General features: G+C 72.3%; 13 protein-coding genes. 8 read left to right on the top strand and 5 right to left on the bottom strand.

What is annotated here, in order from left to right; all coding sequences use genetic code 11:
* The first annotated feature begins 13 nt into the window (after nucleotides 1–13).
* Nucleotides 14–1,048: a 4Fe-4S dicluster domain-containing protein gene (locus QC283_RS08280; protein ID WP_279560715.1), complete on the top strand. Its 1,035-nt coding sequence runs from the start codon at nucleotides 14–16 to the stop codon at nucleotides 1,046–1,048.
* Nucleotides 1,045–2,082: an NrfD/PsrC family molybdoenzyme membrane anchor subunit gene (nrfD, locus tag QC283_RS08275; RefSeq protein ID WP_279560714.1), complete on the top strand. Its 1,038-nt coding sequence runs from the start codon at nucleotides 1,045–1,047 to the stop codon at nucleotides 2,080–2,082. Before QC283_RS08280 ends, nrfD begins: the two co-directional genes overlap by 4 nt.
* A gap of 1 nt (nucleotide 2,083) precedes the next feature.
* Here nrfD and QC283_RS08270 read toward each other — a convergent pair whose 3' ends face one another.
* The 5 genes from QC283_RS08270 to coxB are packed head-to-tail and all read right to left on the bottom strand — an operon-like array spanning nucleotide 2,084 to nucleotide 5,974.
* On the bottom strand, nucleotides 2,084–2,773 hold the full coding sequence (locus QC283_RS08270; protein WP_279560713.1) for a haloacid dehalogenase type II: 690 nt from the start codon (nucleotides 2,771–2,773) through the stop codon (nucleotides 2,084–2,086).
* Complete coding sequence (locus QC283_RS08265; RefSeq protein WP_279560712.1) at nucleotides 2,766–3,290, bottom strand: hypothetical protein; 525 nt, start codon at nucleotides 3,288–3,290, stop codon at nucleotides 2,766–2,768. Before QC283_RS08265 ends, QC283_RS08270 begins: the two co-directional genes overlap by 8 nt.
* A 7-nt stretch (nucleotides 3,291–3,297) precedes the next feature.
* Nucleotides 3,298–3,657, bottom strand: coding sequence for a hypothetical protein (locus QC283_RS08260; protein WP_279560711.1), 360 nt, complete (start codon nucleotides 3,655–3,657; stop codon nucleotides 3,298–3,300).
* Complete coding sequence (locus QC283_RS08255; RefSeq protein ID WP_279560710.1) at nucleotides 3,654–5,330, bottom strand: cytochrome c oxidase subunit I; 1,677 nt, start codon at nucleotides 5,328–5,330, stop codon at nucleotides 3,654–3,656. The genes QC283_RS08260 and QC283_RS08255 overlap by 4 nt, the downstream gene beginning before the upstream one ends.
* Nucleotides 5,327–5,974 (bottom strand): cytochrome c oxidase subunit II, encoded by a 648-nt coding sequence (gene coxB, locus QC283_RS08250; RefSeq protein ID WP_279560709.1) that lies wholly within the window; start codon nucleotides 5,972–5,974, stop codon nucleotides 5,327–5,329. Before coxB ends, QC283_RS08255 begins: the two co-directional genes overlap by 4 nt.
* Nucleotides 5,975–6,177: 203 nt before the next feature.
* Between coxB and QC283_RS08245 the strand changes: the two genes are divergently transcribed.
* From QC283_RS08245 to fdh, 6 genes are all read left to right on the top strand, one after another.
* Complete coding sequence (locus QC283_RS08245) at nucleotides 6,178–6,783, top strand: PepSY domain-containing protein (RefSeq protein WP_279560708.1); 606 nt, start codon at nucleotides 6,178–6,180, stop codon at nucleotides 6,781–6,783.
* 72 nt (nucleotides 6,784–6,855) lie between these two features.
* A complete protein-coding gene (locus QC283_RS08240; RefSeq protein WP_336620631.1) occupies nucleotides 6,856–7,218 on the top strand; it encodes a hypothetical protein in 363 nt (120 codons plus the stop codon).
* A 133-nt stretch (nucleotides 7,219–7,351) separates the two neighbouring features.
* A complete protein-coding gene (locus QC283_RS08235) occupies nucleotides 7,352–8,515 on the top strand; it encodes an acyl-CoA dehydrogenase family protein (RefSeq protein WP_279560706.1) in 1,164 nt (387 codons plus the stop codon).
* Nucleotides 8,512–9,366: a phosphate/phosphite/phosphonate ABC transporter substrate-binding protein gene (locus QC283_RS08230; RefSeq protein ID WP_279560705.1), complete on the top strand. Its 855-nt coding sequence runs from the start codon at nucleotides 8,512–8,514 to the stop codon at nucleotides 9,364–9,366. The genes QC283_RS08235 and QC283_RS08230 overlap by 4 nt, the downstream gene beginning before the upstream one ends.
* Nucleotides 9,363–10,568 carry a ferritin-like domain-containing protein gene (locus QC283_RS08225; RefSeq protein ID WP_279560704.1) on the top strand — a complete coding sequence of 402 codons (1,206 nt, stop codon included), beginning with the start codon at nucleotides 9,363–9,365 and terminating at the stop codon, nucleotides 10,566–10,568. The genes QC283_RS08230 and QC283_RS08225 overlap by 4 nt, the downstream gene beginning before the upstream one ends.
* A 67-nt stretch (nucleotides 10,569–10,635) precedes the next feature.
* Complete coding sequence (gene fdh / locus QC283_RS08220; protein ID WP_279560703.1) at nucleotides 10,636–13,896, top strand: formate dehydrogenase; 3,261 nt, start codon at nucleotides 10,636–10,638, stop codon at nucleotides 13,894–13,896.
* Nucleotides 13,897–13,904 lie beyond the last annotated feature (8 nt).

Raw genomic sequence — 13,904 nt, 5'->3', positions numbered from 1 at the left:
AGAGGGCCCGAACATGACGGACGACACCGAGCCCCCGGCCACCGGACCGGACGCACATCTGCTGTCCGGCCCGCAACCGCAGGTGGCGGGGGCCGCCGGTCATCCCGATGCCCCGCCCCGGATGGGCTTCTTCACCGACACCTCGGTGTGCATCGGCTGCAAGGCGTGCGAGGTGGCGTGCAAGGAGTGGAACGCGATCCCGGAGGACGGCCTGGAACTGACCGGCATGTCCTACGACAACACCCAGGGGCTCGGCGCGGACACCTGGCGGCACGTGGCCTTCATCGAACAGCGCAAGCCACTGGGCGGGCAGGAACCCGGCCTCGGCCACGAGGCTGTCGACGTGTTCGCCGCCGCCGGCGCCCTGGGCACCTCGTCGTCCTCCCCCGGCCCGGGGGCGACTGCTCCGGCTCCCGGTGACGGCCCACCCGCCGGAGCGCCCGCCGGGGAGATCTCCCCCCTGGCCCCGGAAGGGCGCACGGAACTGCGCTGGCTGATGTCCTCCGACGTGTGCAAGCACTGCACGCACGCCGCCTGTCTGGACGTCTGTCCGACGGGATCACTGTTCCGCACCGAGTTCGGCACGGTCGTCGTCCAGGAGGACATCTGCAACGGCTGCGGCTACTGCGTGCCGGCCTGCCCGTACGGCGTCATCGACCAGCGGCCCGACGACGGCCGGGTGTGGAAGTGCACCCTGTGCTACGACCGGCTCGGCGTCGGCATGGAGCCCGCCTGCGCCAAAGCCTGCCCGACCGACTCCATCCAGTTCGGCCCACTGGACGAACTGCGCGAGCGGGCCCAGGGACGAGTCGCGCAACTCCACGCCGCCGGGATCACCGACGCCCGCCTCTACGGCGAGGACCCGGACGACGGCGTCGGCGGCGACGGCGCCTTCTTCCTGCTGCTGGACGAACCGGAGGTGTACGGCCTGCCACCGGACCCCGTCGTCACCACCCGTGACCTGCCCGCCATGTGGCGGCACGCGGCGGCGGCCGCCGTCTCGCTCGCCGCGCTCGTCGCCGTCAGCTTCGCCAGGAGGCCCCGATGAGCGAGTCCGACGTCACCCAGGACGGCGTACGAGGCGCCCGCCCGGGACGCGAGGCCCTCACCGGTGCCCGTGCCGGGCGCCGTCGGCGCCGGCGCGGCGGACGGGGCGAGCGGGCGATGGTGCCCGACGCCGAGTTCTCGTCGTACTACGGCAAACCGATCCTGAACAAGCCGACGTGGAAGGCCCTGGACATCGCGGGCTACCTCTACCTCGGCGGACTCGCGGGCGCCTCCTCGCTGCTGGCCGCCGGCGCGCACGCCACCGCCAGGCCCGCGCTCGCCCGGACGGCCAAGCTCGGCGCGGCGGGCGCCGTCTCCCTCTCGCTGGCCGCCCTGGTGCACGACCTCGGCCGGCCCGCCCGCTTCCTGCACATGCTCCGCGTCTTCAAGCCGACCTCCCCGATGAGCGTGGGTTCCTGGCTGCTGGCCGGTTACGCGCCGCTCACCCTGGCCGCTGCCGCCGCCGACGTGGCCGGCCGGTACCGCCTGGTGGGCGCCGCCGCCACGGCGTCCGCCGCCGTGCTCGGCCCGGCGGTCGCCACCTACACCGCCGTACTGATCGCCGACACGGCCGTGCCGTCCTGGCACGAGGGGCACCGCGAGCTGCCGTACGTCTTCGCGGGGTCCGGGGCCACCGCCGCCGCCGGCCTGGCCCTGGTCTGCGCCCCGATCCGGCAGACGGGTCCCGCGCGCCGCACGGCCGCTCTCGGGGCGGCACTCGAACTGGGTTGTTTCCAGCTGATGAAGCGCCGCATGGGGCTGGCCGCCGAGCCGTTCGAGCAGGGCCGGGCCCGCGCACTGCTTCGGACGGCCGAGACGCTCACCTCCGTGGGCGCCGCGCTGGGCGCGTGTCTGGGCGGGCGCAACCGGGCGGTGGCCGCGCTGGCGGGCTCGGCTCTGCTCGCCGGTTCCGCCGCCCTGCGGTTCGGTGTCTTCCACGGCGGGGTCGCCTCTGCCGAGGACCCCAAGTACACGGTGCTGCCACAGCGGGAACGGCTGCGGGATGCCGACGACACTCCTCCAGCGTCCCCCTGACTCAGCCCGCGCCCAACTGCCGGGCCAGCTCGGCCACTGAGTCGGCGCACAGGTCGGCGGGGCGCCGTGCCGAGGGGTACGGCACGGGGATGCGCCGCAGCCACGCCGTGCGCAGGCCGGTCCGTGCCGCCCCGTCGATGTCCCAGGGGTGGACGGCCACCAGCATGGCCGCGTCGGCCCGGACCCCGGCCGTGCGCAGGGCGTACGCGTAGGCGGCCGGTGCCGGCTTCCAGCGCCCGCCGGCCCCTTCGACGTCGAGGTGCGTCTCGAAGCACTCCGCCAGTCCGGCCCGCCGCAAAACGGCACGGCTGGTCTCCGCAGACCCGTTCGTGAGCGTGACCAGGCGGTACCCGGCCGCGTGCAGAGCCCGTACGCCGTCGGGCACGTCCGGGTGGACGGGGAGTTCCGGCAGGGCGTCCAGGACGTAGGCCGCCGCTGCCTCGTGGTCGCCCGAGCCGGCCTTCTCCTGGGCGAGGTGAATGAGCAAGACATCCCGCGCCACGGTGGCAAAGTCGGCCCGGCCGCCCGCCAGGGTCAGCGCGATGCCGTCCCGCAGGACACCGGCGAACCACTCGGGCAGCAGCCGGCCGGGCAGGCCGACGTCCGTGAAGCGAGCCGCGAGCGGGGACATGTCGGTGAGGGTCTCGTTGACGTCGAAGACCAGGACCTCCGGACGGACACCGTCAGACACGGCCCTCACCTCCCGGGACCCCGGGCGTCGACGCCAGCCGTTCCTCCCGGTTCACCCACGTCCAGGTCAGCACCGCCGCCGCGAGGCTCAGCGGCAGCATGCCGACGATCATGGCGATGCCCTCCGCCGAGTGGCCGGCGGCGATCACGCCGAGGGCGGGCAAGTCGAGCAACGGAGCGGCGAGGAACAGGTACAGGCAGCGCCCGGTGTCCCCCAGCCGGTGCCGGGTGCGGGCGACCACCGGCACCCAGAACAACACCCCCGCCACGAGCAGCACGGCCTCCGCCAGGAACGGGGACACGGCGGGTGTCAGCCCGGTCGTCTCCCCCAGCATCACCCAGGCGTGCAGCAGGACCAGCAGCGGCAGGGCGAGCCCCGGAGGCAGACTCATCCGCTCCCACACCGGGGAGTCACGGGTCACTCCCACCACCCCCGGCACCAGCGCCGTCAGGGTGAAGCCCGACCAGGCCATCGCGGCCACGGACAGCAGGTGCGTGCCGTGTCCCGAGTGGTCCATGTCCTTGTCACTCCTCCCGGGCAGACGTCCCGCGCACCGCCAGGGCCACCGCGACGGCCAGCAGCGGCACCGCCAGGGCCAGCAGCCACAGCCCGTAGACGAAGGCCAGGGCGATCAGCACGCAGCCCAGCGCGGCGGGCAGCGCGGCACCGGCCCCGCGGTCGGGCACCCGGTAGCGGACGTGCTGGTCGGGGCCTAGCCGGGAGGACAGCAGCACCAGCAGGGCGGCCAGTTCGAGTCCGGCTACGGAGCCGCCCCACAGCCAGTACGTCATCGAGCTTTCGCCATAGATGACCAGCACGGCCAGCAGTACGGCGTTCAGGCCGCCCCAGCCGGCCACGACCCAGAACGGCAGGTGCCGCTTCACGGTCGGCTCCCCTGCCCGGCGGCTTCCTTTTCGCGCCGCTGCCGCAGGTCGAGAAGCGGGGCGAAGCTCGCAATGGGCGGCACCGGGTGCTCGGGCGTGAAGTTGTTGCGGGGCGGCGGGGACGAGGTTGCCCATTCCAGGGTGTGCGCCTGCCACGGGTCGTCGGGGGCCGGTTCGGCGCGGCGGTGCGCGCGTTGCCGCAGGGTCCACAGGAGGTTGACGAGGAAGACGGTCATGGCGGCGGCGAGGAAGGCCGCGCCGATGCTGGACACCAGGTTGAGCAGGCCGAACCCCTCGAAACCCGCGTAGGTCCACACGCGGCGCGGCATCCCCTCGTAGCCGAGGCCGAACATCGGCAGGAAGGTCAGGTTGGTGCCGATGACGAGCAGCCAGAAGTGCAGTCGGCCGCCGCGCTCGCTCAGCATCACGCCGGTCACCTTCGGGAACCAGAAGTAGACCGCGGCGAACAGGCCGAACGCGCTGCCGGCGAACAGCACATAGTGCAGGTGGGCGACGATGAAGTAGCTGTCGGTGACGTGGTAGTCGATGACGGGGGTGCCGACCATGATGCCGGTGAGCCCGCCGATCAGGAACTGCGGGATGAAGGCGAGCGCGAACAGCATCGGTGTGGTGAAGCGCAGCCGGCCGCCGACGAGGGTGCCGAGCATGCCGAAGTACTCGATCCCGGCGGGCACGAGCAGCAGGATGGAGGTCAGCGAGTAGTAGTCGTTGGCGGCCTGGCCGGTGGCGAACATGTGGTGGCCCCACACGCTCATCGACAGCGCGGCGAAGACCAGCAGCGACAGCACGGTGCCCCGGTAGCCGAAGAAGCGGCGCCCGGAGAAGACCGCCAGCACCTCGGCCACGGCGGCCAGGAACGGGAAGAACATCACGTACACCACGGGGTGGCCGTAGAACCAGAACAGGTGCTGGTAGCCGATGTTCCAGACGTTGGAGTCGAACAGGGCCGGGTCGGCGCGGCCCACGGCGAGCAGGGCCAGCGCGGCGAGCAGGGCGGGGAACGCGCCGATCACCATCAGGCAGGTGACGATCATCGACCAGGAGAACACCGGCAGCCGCAGCATCGTCATCCCGTGCGTGCGCTTGCGCAGCACCGTCCAGAGCACGGTCCAGCCCATGATGATGACGCCGGTGGTGGCTACGAAGACCCCCGCGATCCACAGGTCCGATCCGATGCTGGGCGAGTGGACGCTGTCGGCCATCGGCGGGTAGGAGAACCAGCCGTCGGCGTGGGCGCCGTTGGGGGTGGCGAAGCCGGCCAGCATGACGATGGCGCCGAAGACGTAGAGCCAGTACCCGAGCAGGGTGAGGCGGGGCATGGTGATGCCGGGGGCGCCGATCTGCAGCGGCACCAGGTACACCCCCATGCCGATCGCGAAGGGGGTCATCACCATGTAGATCATGCCGGAGCCGTGCATGGTGAACAGCTGGTTGTAGGTGTCCACGCCCACCAGCTCCTGTTCGGGCCGGGCGAGCTGGGCGCGCATGATCAGCGCCAGGATGCCGACGAGGACGAACAGGACCAGGGAGGTGCCGATGGTGAGCAGCCCGATCCGCTTGTGGTCGGTGCTCGACACCCAGCCCAGCCAGCCACCGGGTGCCACCGGCCGTCCGGTGCCGGTCTCCTCGGTGGCGGGCGGCGCCTGCGTCATGCCGCCACCCCTTGACTGCCGCCGCTGTCGAGCCACCGGTCGTACTCCTCGGGTGACACCGCCTTGATCCAGAAGTGCATCGTGTAATGCAGGTGCCCGCAGAATTCGGCGCACTTGCCCATCCAGCGGCCCTCACGGTCCATGGTGAGGGTGAAGGTGTTCACGTGGTCGGGGAAGGCGTCCATCTTGTAGCGCAGTTCGGGGACCCACAGCGAGTGGATGACGTCCTTGGAGGTCAGCCGGAGCTGCACGGGCCGGCCGGTGGGCACCACCAGGGTCGGCAGGTCGCCGCGCCGGCAGGTGCCGGTGACGCTGCGCCGCTCGGGCGCCTGCGGGTAGGCGAACGTCCAGCACCACTGGAAGCCGGTGACGTCCACCCGGACCGGGGGCCGGTCGGCCGGCTGGTGCTCGCGGTGGTTCTGCCAGGCGGTCCAGGCCACCAGGAACACGGCGAACGCGCCCAGCACGCCGACGTAGTACGCCTCGAACCGCGGGTGCTCCGAGCGCCCGGAGGCATCCACCCGCCGGCCCGCCCGGCGCCGGATCAGCGCCCATCCGAAGACGGCGCACACGACGAGGAAGACCACTCCCGCGACGATCGACTCCAGTCCGAAGACTTCGCCGAACACCTGCCGCTGTGTCACCGCACCGCCCCTCCCGCTTCGTCATCTCCCGTCCGGACCGAGCCAGGCGGACATTACGGACCCGCCGGACGGTCCGCGAGCGGACACACCGCAGGGCGGCGTGTGCCCCGACAGCGGCTTCTGACACCCAGGTTTGAGGAGCGTTCCTTGGCGTACCCCGTCCGGCAGGCCGGTCGAGCGTGCCACAGGAGAGGCAGGCGACCATGACGCACTGGTTCGGCGGAAGCCCCGCCCGGGCCCGGACCGCATCCGTCCTGCCCGCCGCTCTGGTGTGCGGCACGCTCCTCGCCACCGCGTCGGCGTGTGCCGGGCCGCCGCCGGAGCGCCGGCCGGAGGTGCTGCCCGAAGTCGAGGTCCCCTATGACCGGGCCGTGAGGACAGCGCTTGCCGAGGTGCCCGGCAGCGAAGTGGTCTCCGTGCAGCTGCGGCGGGCGCCGGATCAGGGGCCGCAGTGGCTGGTCCGGGTCGCCGCCGAGGACGGGTCGGTGCGGTTGCTCCGGGTCGCGGCCACGGACGGAAGGGTTCTGACCCGTTCCATCCCGGCGGAACAGTCCACTGACGGGCAGGCGCGGACGGCCGCCCTGGTCGCCGCCGCGCGCGTACTGCCGGAAGAGGCGGTCGGCAAGGTGAAACGGCCGGAGTTCGGCAAGGTGAGCGCCATAGCGCTGGAAGACGGTCCGGACGACTCGCCCGTATGGTCGGTCACCCTGGATGTCATCGCGCCGGTCCGCACCCGCTGGTACAAGATCGACGCCGTGACGTCCGACGTACTGGACGCCCGTACCGGTGCCCCGGGCGGTCACCGCTGACCGACCCGGCGAGAGCCACCCGAACGCCGTATGGAGGGTCTTGTGTGGGAGCGCGGAGACCGGTCGCGGGCTGTGGCCCCCTCCCCACTCGAACTCTGTGACCTGTGCGGGAGCACCTTCCCGGCCGAGGAGACCGCACGCTGCTGGGTACCGGACTCCTCCGCCGTGCGTGCCGGCCGGGAGTGGTTCGACGGGCTGCGCCTGCTCACCGCTTGCGGTGCGGATCACCTCGCCGAACTGCGGGACCGCTATCGCAGGCGTCCGTTCGTCCAGGAGGAACTCTGGGCGGCCAAGATCGACCAGGTTCTGTCGACCGGCGCTGCGACGACGACGCTGGAACAGCTCGCCTGCCGCACCGGCCTGCACCTGCCGGAGATCCGTCGTGCCGTCGCCTGGCGCAACAACCGTCATCGGCACGTGGCGGAGGACTCGTGACGACCCGGCGGCGTTCACCGGTACGAGTGTCTTCGCCCCGGTGACGGCACGGGGTCGGCAGCTCTGGGCGACCTGACTGGTTGAGTGACCGGCGACAACCGGCCGCCCGCTCACCGCCCCGCCGAGGACCGCCATGACACAGACCGCCGAAGCCCCACCCACCGATTCCTCTCCGGAGCGCTTCGACGCCGTGGTGCGCGACGTGGTCGAACCCCTCGCCGACGAGGTGGACCGCACCGGCGCCTTCCCCCGGGCCAGTGTGCGTGCCCTCGGCGACGCCGGGCTGCTGGGCCTGCTCAGCTCCCCCGCGTACGGCGGGGCGGGCGGGGACGTGCGCCGCGCCGCCGCGGTCGTCGGCTCCCTGGCGGGAGTCTGCGGCTCCACGGCCATGGTGCTGCTGATGCACTACGCGGCCGTCACCGTCATCGAGGCCCATGGCGACGAAGAGGTCAGGCACGCTGTCGCGGAAGGCCACCACCTGAGCACGCTGGCCTTTTCCGAACGCGGCTCGCGCAGCCACTTCTGGGCCCCGGTCGGTACCGCCGTGCCGGACGGCCCGGCGACGGTCCGGCTGGACGCCCGCAAGTCGTGGGTCACCTCGGCGGACGAGGCGGACAGTTACGTCTGGTCCAGTGGGCCGCTGCGCGCGGGCGCCGGCCCGATGACGCTGTGGCTGGTGCCCGGCGACGCCCCGGGCCTGACGGCGGGCGGTAGCTATGACGGCTTCGGGCTGCGGGGCAACGCGTCGAGCCCGGTCTCGGGCGACGGCGTCCGCGTCCCCCGCCGGGCCATGCTCGGCACGGACGGCCAGGGCCTGGCCACCGCCCTGGACCGGGTACTGCCCTGTTTCCTGGTGCTCAGTGCCGCGTTCTCCCTGGGCGTGGCCGACACCCTGCTGGACCTGGCCGCGCGTCACCTGCGGGAGACTCGGCTGGAGCACTTGGGTGAATCGCTCGCCCAGCAGCCGGTGCCGCGCGGTGAGTACGCCGCGCTGCGGCTGCGGGCCGACGCGGCCCGGGCCCACCTGGACGACACGCTCGGCGCGCTGGAGTCCGGGCGGCCGGACGCCACCTTGCGGGTGCTCCAGGTCAAGGCGCTGGCCGCGGAGACGGCGGCCGGGACGGCGGACGGGGTGATGCGGCTGTGCGGCGGGTCGGCGTTCCGCCGGGAGCTGGGGGTGGAGCGCAGGTTCCGGGACGCACTGGCGGCCCGGGTGATGGCACCGACCACCGGGGCCCTGTACGACTTCTGCGGTCGGGCGGAGCTGGGCCTGCCCATGTTCGAGGAGACGGAGTGACCGAGATCGTGCTGGGGGCCGTCGCCTACGACCCGAAGGTCGTGACCATCTGGTCCGGCTTCCGCAGCTGGCTGCGCGCGCGGGGCGTGCCGTTCGACTTCGTGCTCTACGCCCACTACGAGCGGCAGGCCGAGGACCTGGTCGGCGGACGGATCGACGTGGCCTGGCACTCGCCGCTCGCGTGGCTGCGCACCCGCAGGCTGGCCGCCGCCACCGGCCGCGAGGTGCGACCACTCGTCATGCGCGACACCGACCGCGACTTGGCCTCGGTCATCGCCGTCCGGGCCGACGGGCCGGTGCGCACCGTGACCGACCTGAAGGGCGAGGCGGTCGCCGTCGGAGCCGTCGACTCCCCGCAGGCGACGCTGCTCCCCCTCCAGCACCTGCGGGACCAAGGGTTCGTCGCGGGCGTGGACTTCGAGGTGCGGCGGCACGACACCGGGGTGGGGCTGCACGGCGACCACATCGGCGGCGAACGCGACGCGGCCCGCGCCCTCGTGGCGGGGGAGGTGGCGGCGGCCTGCATGACCGACGCCAACCATCTGCTGTTCTGCCAGGAGGGCACCCTGCCCGCGGGCGGCACCCGGCTGCTGACCCGGACCGAGCCCTATGACCACTGCGTCCTGGCCGCCGGCCCCTCGCTCGACCAGGAGCGGGCCGACGGCCTCACCCGGTTGTTGCTGTCGATGTCCTACGCGGACCCGGCAGTGCGCCATCTACTCGAACTGGAGGGCCTCACCCGGTGGGTGCCGGGACGGGACACCGGGTTCCGGCAGCTCAACGCCGCCGTCGACGCCACGGGCTTCTACGACGCGCGAGGGCAGGTCACGGCCGCCGAGTACCGGCCGTGACCGGCGGCCCGCCCGTGCTCGACCTGGGGCGGCTCGGTTTCGAGCAGGGTGCCCACCTCCTGCTCGGCCGGGCCCTCGACGGGGTGCCGCCCGGCGGCGAGGTGGCCGTGGCGGGCAGCGATCCCGCCCTCGTCACCCACCTGGCCGCCTGGTGTCGCCGGGAGGGTCACGAGACGTCCGTCGCGGCACCCGGTGATCTGCCGGTGCGTGCCGTGGTCCGGCGGGGCGGTGCCGGGCGGACACGGTGGGCGGGGGCGTGCCGCGCCGGCGAACCGCCCTGGAGGGGAGCGGTCGCGCACGCCCCGCCGCACTGGGGACTGGCCGCCCGGGGCGCCCTGGTCGAGGAGGGCGGCCCCGAGGTGCCGTTCGCGGTAACCGGGCGCGACCTGGTCTGGACCGACCTGGCGCCGCGGCTGTACCGCCAGGCGGCCGCCGCGCAGTGGGACCCGGAACGGGCCGTGCCCTGGGACACGCCGTTCACCCTGCCGGACGAGGTCGAAGCGGCCGTCGTACAGGTGATGACGTACTTGGTCGAGAACGAGCAGGCCGCCCTGGTGGTGCCCGCCCGGCTGCTCGTCCAGGTCCATCCGCACTTCCGGGAGGTCCTCCAACTGCTTGCCGTACAAGCCGCCGACGAGGCCCGGCACGTGGAGGTCTTCACGCGGCGGGCCCTGCTGCGCGGGCACCCCATGGGCACGTCGTCAGCGGGCGGCCGGGCCTCCCTGACGACGCTGCTCACCGAGCCCGACTTCTCGATCGCCTCCTTCCTGCTGTCAGTGCTCGGTGAGGGAAGTTTCCTCAATCTGCTGTCGTTCCTGGAACGGCACGCGCCCGACCCGGTCACACGCCGGATCAGCCGGCTGGTCCGGCAGGACGAGGCCCGGCACGTGGCCTTCGGCGTCGGCCACCTGGAGCATCGCGCGTCGGTGGACCCACGGCTGCGGGGGCGGCTGCGCGCCGCCGTGGAGCGCCGGTACGACGTCCTCGCCGACACCGCGGGCCTGAACCAGGACGTCTTCGACTCCCTGGTGCTGCTGGCGGCCGGCTCCTGGGCCCCCGAGGCGATCGCGCACGGCTGGCGGTCGGTACGGCGGCTCCAGGAGGACATGGACGAGGGCCGCCGCCGGCGGCTGGCCCGCCTGGGCTTCCCCGATGACGAGGCGGTGGCGCTCTCCGCGTTGCACACCCGGAACTTCATGTGAGGTGATTGACCGGAGCCGAACGGGGCACCCCTGACGGCACACCGGCACGTCAGGAAGGGCAGGGGCGATGGGCGTACGTACGTGGATCGGCTCCTGGCCGGTCTACCGCCAGCTCGCGGGCACCGACCCCCTGGGCCGCGGGGCCGCCGCCAAGAGCGCGGCCAGCGCGCGTCTCACCCCGCGCGTCGCCTCCGCCGACCGGGTCGTCAAGTCGATCTGCCCGTACTGCGCCGTGGGCTGCGGACAGAACGTGTACGTCGAGGACGACCGCGTCACCCAGATCGAGGGCGACCCCGACTCCCCCGTCTCCCGCGGCCGCCTCTGCCCCAAGGGCTCGGCCAGTCTCCAGCTGACCACGGGCGGCGCCCGCGAACACCACGTCCTGTACCGCCGCCCGCACGGCACCGACTGGGAGCGCCTGGACCTGGACACGGCGATGGACATGATCGCCGACCGGGTGATCGCAGCCCGGCGCTCCGGCTGGCAGTGGGAGGTCGACGAGACCCGCACCCGGCGCACCCTCGGCATCGCCAGCCTCGGCGGGGCCACGCTGGACAACGAGGAGAACTACCTGATCAAGAAGCTGTTCACCGCGATGGGCGCGGTGCAGATCGAGAATCAGGCGCGGGTTTGACACTCCTCCACCGTTCCCAGTCTGGGAACCTCGTTCGGCCGCGGCGGCGCGACCACCTTCCAGCAGGACCTGCAGCACTCCGACTGCATCGTCATCCAGGGCTCCAACATGGCCGAGTGCCACCCGGTCGGGTTCCAGTGGGTGATGGAGGCCAAGGCGCGCGGTGCGAAGGTGATCCACGTCGACCCGCGGTTCACCCGCACCAGCGCCCTGGCCGACGTCCATGTGCCGCTGCGCGCGGGCTCGGACATCGCCTTCCTCGGCGGGATCATCAACCACGTGCTGCGCACGGAGAGCTACTTCCGTGACTACGTGGTCGCCTACACCAACGGGCCGGTGATCCTGCGGGAGGACTTCCGCGACACCGAGGACCTCGACGGCGTCTTCTCCGGTCTCGACCCCGACACCCGCAGTTACGACAACGGCAGCTGGCAGTACGAGGGCACGGACGTACAGGCGGCTTCGGGCGAGCGCGACCAGGAGTACGACAAGCGGACCAAGGGCGGTTCCACCGTCACGGAGGCGGCCCGCGGCGAGGCGCACGGCTCCGGCGGCGCCGACATCGGCGAGGGCGAGCCCGAACGGGACGAGACCCTGACCCACCCGCGCTGCGTCTTCCAGGTCCTCAAACGGCACTACGCCCGTTACACTCCGGAAGTGGTCGAGCAGATCTGCGGCGTGCCGCAGGACCTGTTCCGCCAGGTGTGCGAGCTGGTGACGCGGAACTCGGGGCGCGACCGCACGACGGCGTTCGCCTACGCGGTGGGCTGGACCCAGCACACGGTGGGCGTGCAGTACATCCGCGCCGCCTCCGTCCTGCAGAGCCTGCTCGGCAACATCGGCCGGCCCGGCGGCGGCATCCTCGCGCTGCGCGGCCACGCCTCCATCCAGGGCTCCACGGACATCCCAACGCTGTTCAACCTGCTGCCGGGCTACATCCCGATGCCGCACGCCCACCAGCAGCAGGACCTCGACACCTTCGTCGAGGCGGAGGCGGCCCGCAAGGGCTACTGGGGCAACATGCGCTCCTATCTGGTCAGTCTCCTCAAGGCGTACTGGGGTGAGGCAGCCACCGAGAACAACGACTTCTGCTTCGACTACCTGCCGCGGCTGACCGGCTCGCACTCCACCTACGAGACGGTCATGGCCCAGCTGGAGGGCGTCTGCAAGGGCTACTTCCTGATGGGCGAGAACCCCGCGGTCGGTTCCGCCAACGCCAAGATGCAGCGCCTGGGCATGGCCGAACTGGACTGGCTGGTCGTGCGGGACTTCTCCCTCATCGAGTCGGCCACCTGGTGGAAGGACGGTCCGGAGATCGAGACAGGCGAGCTGCGCACCGAGGACATCGGCACGGAGGTGTTCTTCCTGCCGGCCGCCGCGCACACCGAGAAGGACGGCAGCTTCACCAACACCCAGCGCCTGCTGCAGTGGCACCACCAGGCCGTCGAACCCCCCGGCGAGGCCCGCAGCGACCTCTGGTTCACCTTCCACCTCGGCCGGATCATCCGGGAGAAACTCGCCGCCTCCACCGACGAGGCGGACCGCCCCCTGCTGGACCTCACCTGGGACTACCCCACCAAGGGCGAGCACGCCGATCCCGACGCCGAGGCCGTCCTCGCCGAGATCAACGGCCACGACGCCGACGGCAACCCGTTGTCCTCGTACGAGCAGCTCAGCGACGACGGTTCGACTTCCTGCGGCTGCTGGATCTACTGCGGGGTCAACGCGGACGGCGTCAACCAGGCGGCCCGCCGAAAGCCCGGCGAGCAGCAGAACTGGGTCGCGAACGAATGGGGCTGGGCCTGGCCCGCCAACCGCCGCATCCTGTACAACCGCGCCTCGGCCGACCCCGACGGCAAGCCGTGGAGCGAGCGCAAGGCGCTGGTGTGGTGGGACGCGGACGAGGGCTCCTGGACCGGCCACGACATCCCGGACTTCAAGGCCGACAAGGCCCCCGACCACCAGCCGCCGCCGGACGCGACCGGCCCCGAGGCGCTCACCGGCACGGACCCGTTCATCATGCAGGCGGACGGCAAGGCGTGGCTGTACGTGCCGTCCGGCATCACCGACGGCCCGCTGCCCACCCATTACGAACCGCAGGACTCGCCCTTTCCGAACCTGCTCTACCGCCAGCAACGCAACCCCGTACGCCAGTTGATGCCACCGCACCGGGACAACCGCTACCAGCCCAGCGGCACCGAACCCGGCTCGGGCGTCTTCCCGTACGTGGCCACCACCTACCGGCTCACCGAGCACCACACCGCCGGCGGCATGTCCCGCTGGCAGCCCTACCTGGCCGAGCTCCAGCCGGAGTTCTTCTGCGAGGTCTCCCCAGAGCTGGCCGCCGAACGCGGCCTCGCGCACACCGGCTGGGCGACGATCGTCAGCGCCCGCGGTGTGGTCGAGGCCCGGGTGCTGGTCACCGACCGCATGGCGCCCCTGACCGTACAGGGCCGGCGGCTGCACCAGGTCGGCCTGCCCTACCACTGGGGTCCCAACGGCTACACCACCGGCGACGCCGCCAACGAGCTGCTGCACATGTCCCTGGACCCCAACACCCACATCCAGGAGACCAAGGCGTTCGCCGTCGACATCCGGCCGGGCCGCCGCCCCCGCGGACCCGCCGCGCCCGCCCTGGTGCGCGCCTACCGGATCAGGGCCGGCATCGACGAGGACACCGGCACCGAGCCATGATTCTTACG

Source organism: Streptomyces sp. DH41 (assembly GCF_029813785.1).
GTDB lineage: Bacteria > Actinomycetota > Actinomycetes > Streptomycetales > Streptomycetaceae > Streptomyces.
This window is presented reverse-complemented; position numbering and strand designations above follow the sequence as displayed.

Excerpts from the sequence above, each read along its gene's own strand:
- QC283_RS08280 (WP_279560715.1), top strand. The coding sequence starts at position 14 with ATGACGGACGACACCGAGCCCCCGGCCACCGGACCGGACGCACATCTG.
- nrfD (WP_279560714.1), top strand. The coding sequence starts at position 1,045 with ATGAGCGAGTCCGACGTCACCCAGGACGGCGTACGAGGCGCCCGCCCG.
- QC283_RS08265 (WP_279560712.1), bottom strand. The coding sequence starts at position 3,290 with ATGGACCACTCGGGACACGGCACGCACCTGCTGTCCGTGGCCGCGATG.
- QC283_RS08255 (WP_279560710.1), bottom strand. The coding sequence starts at position 5,330 with ATGACGCAGGCGCCGCCCGCCACCGAGGAGACCGGCACCGGACGGCCG.
- QC283_RS08245 (WP_279560708.1), top strand. The coding sequence starts at position 6,178 with ATGACGCACTGGTTCGGCGGAAGCCCCGCCCGGGCCCGGACCGCATCC.
- QC283_RS08235 (WP_279560706.1), top strand. The coding sequence starts at position 7,352 with ATGACACAGACCGCCGAAGCCCCACCCACCGATTCCTCTCCGGAGCGC.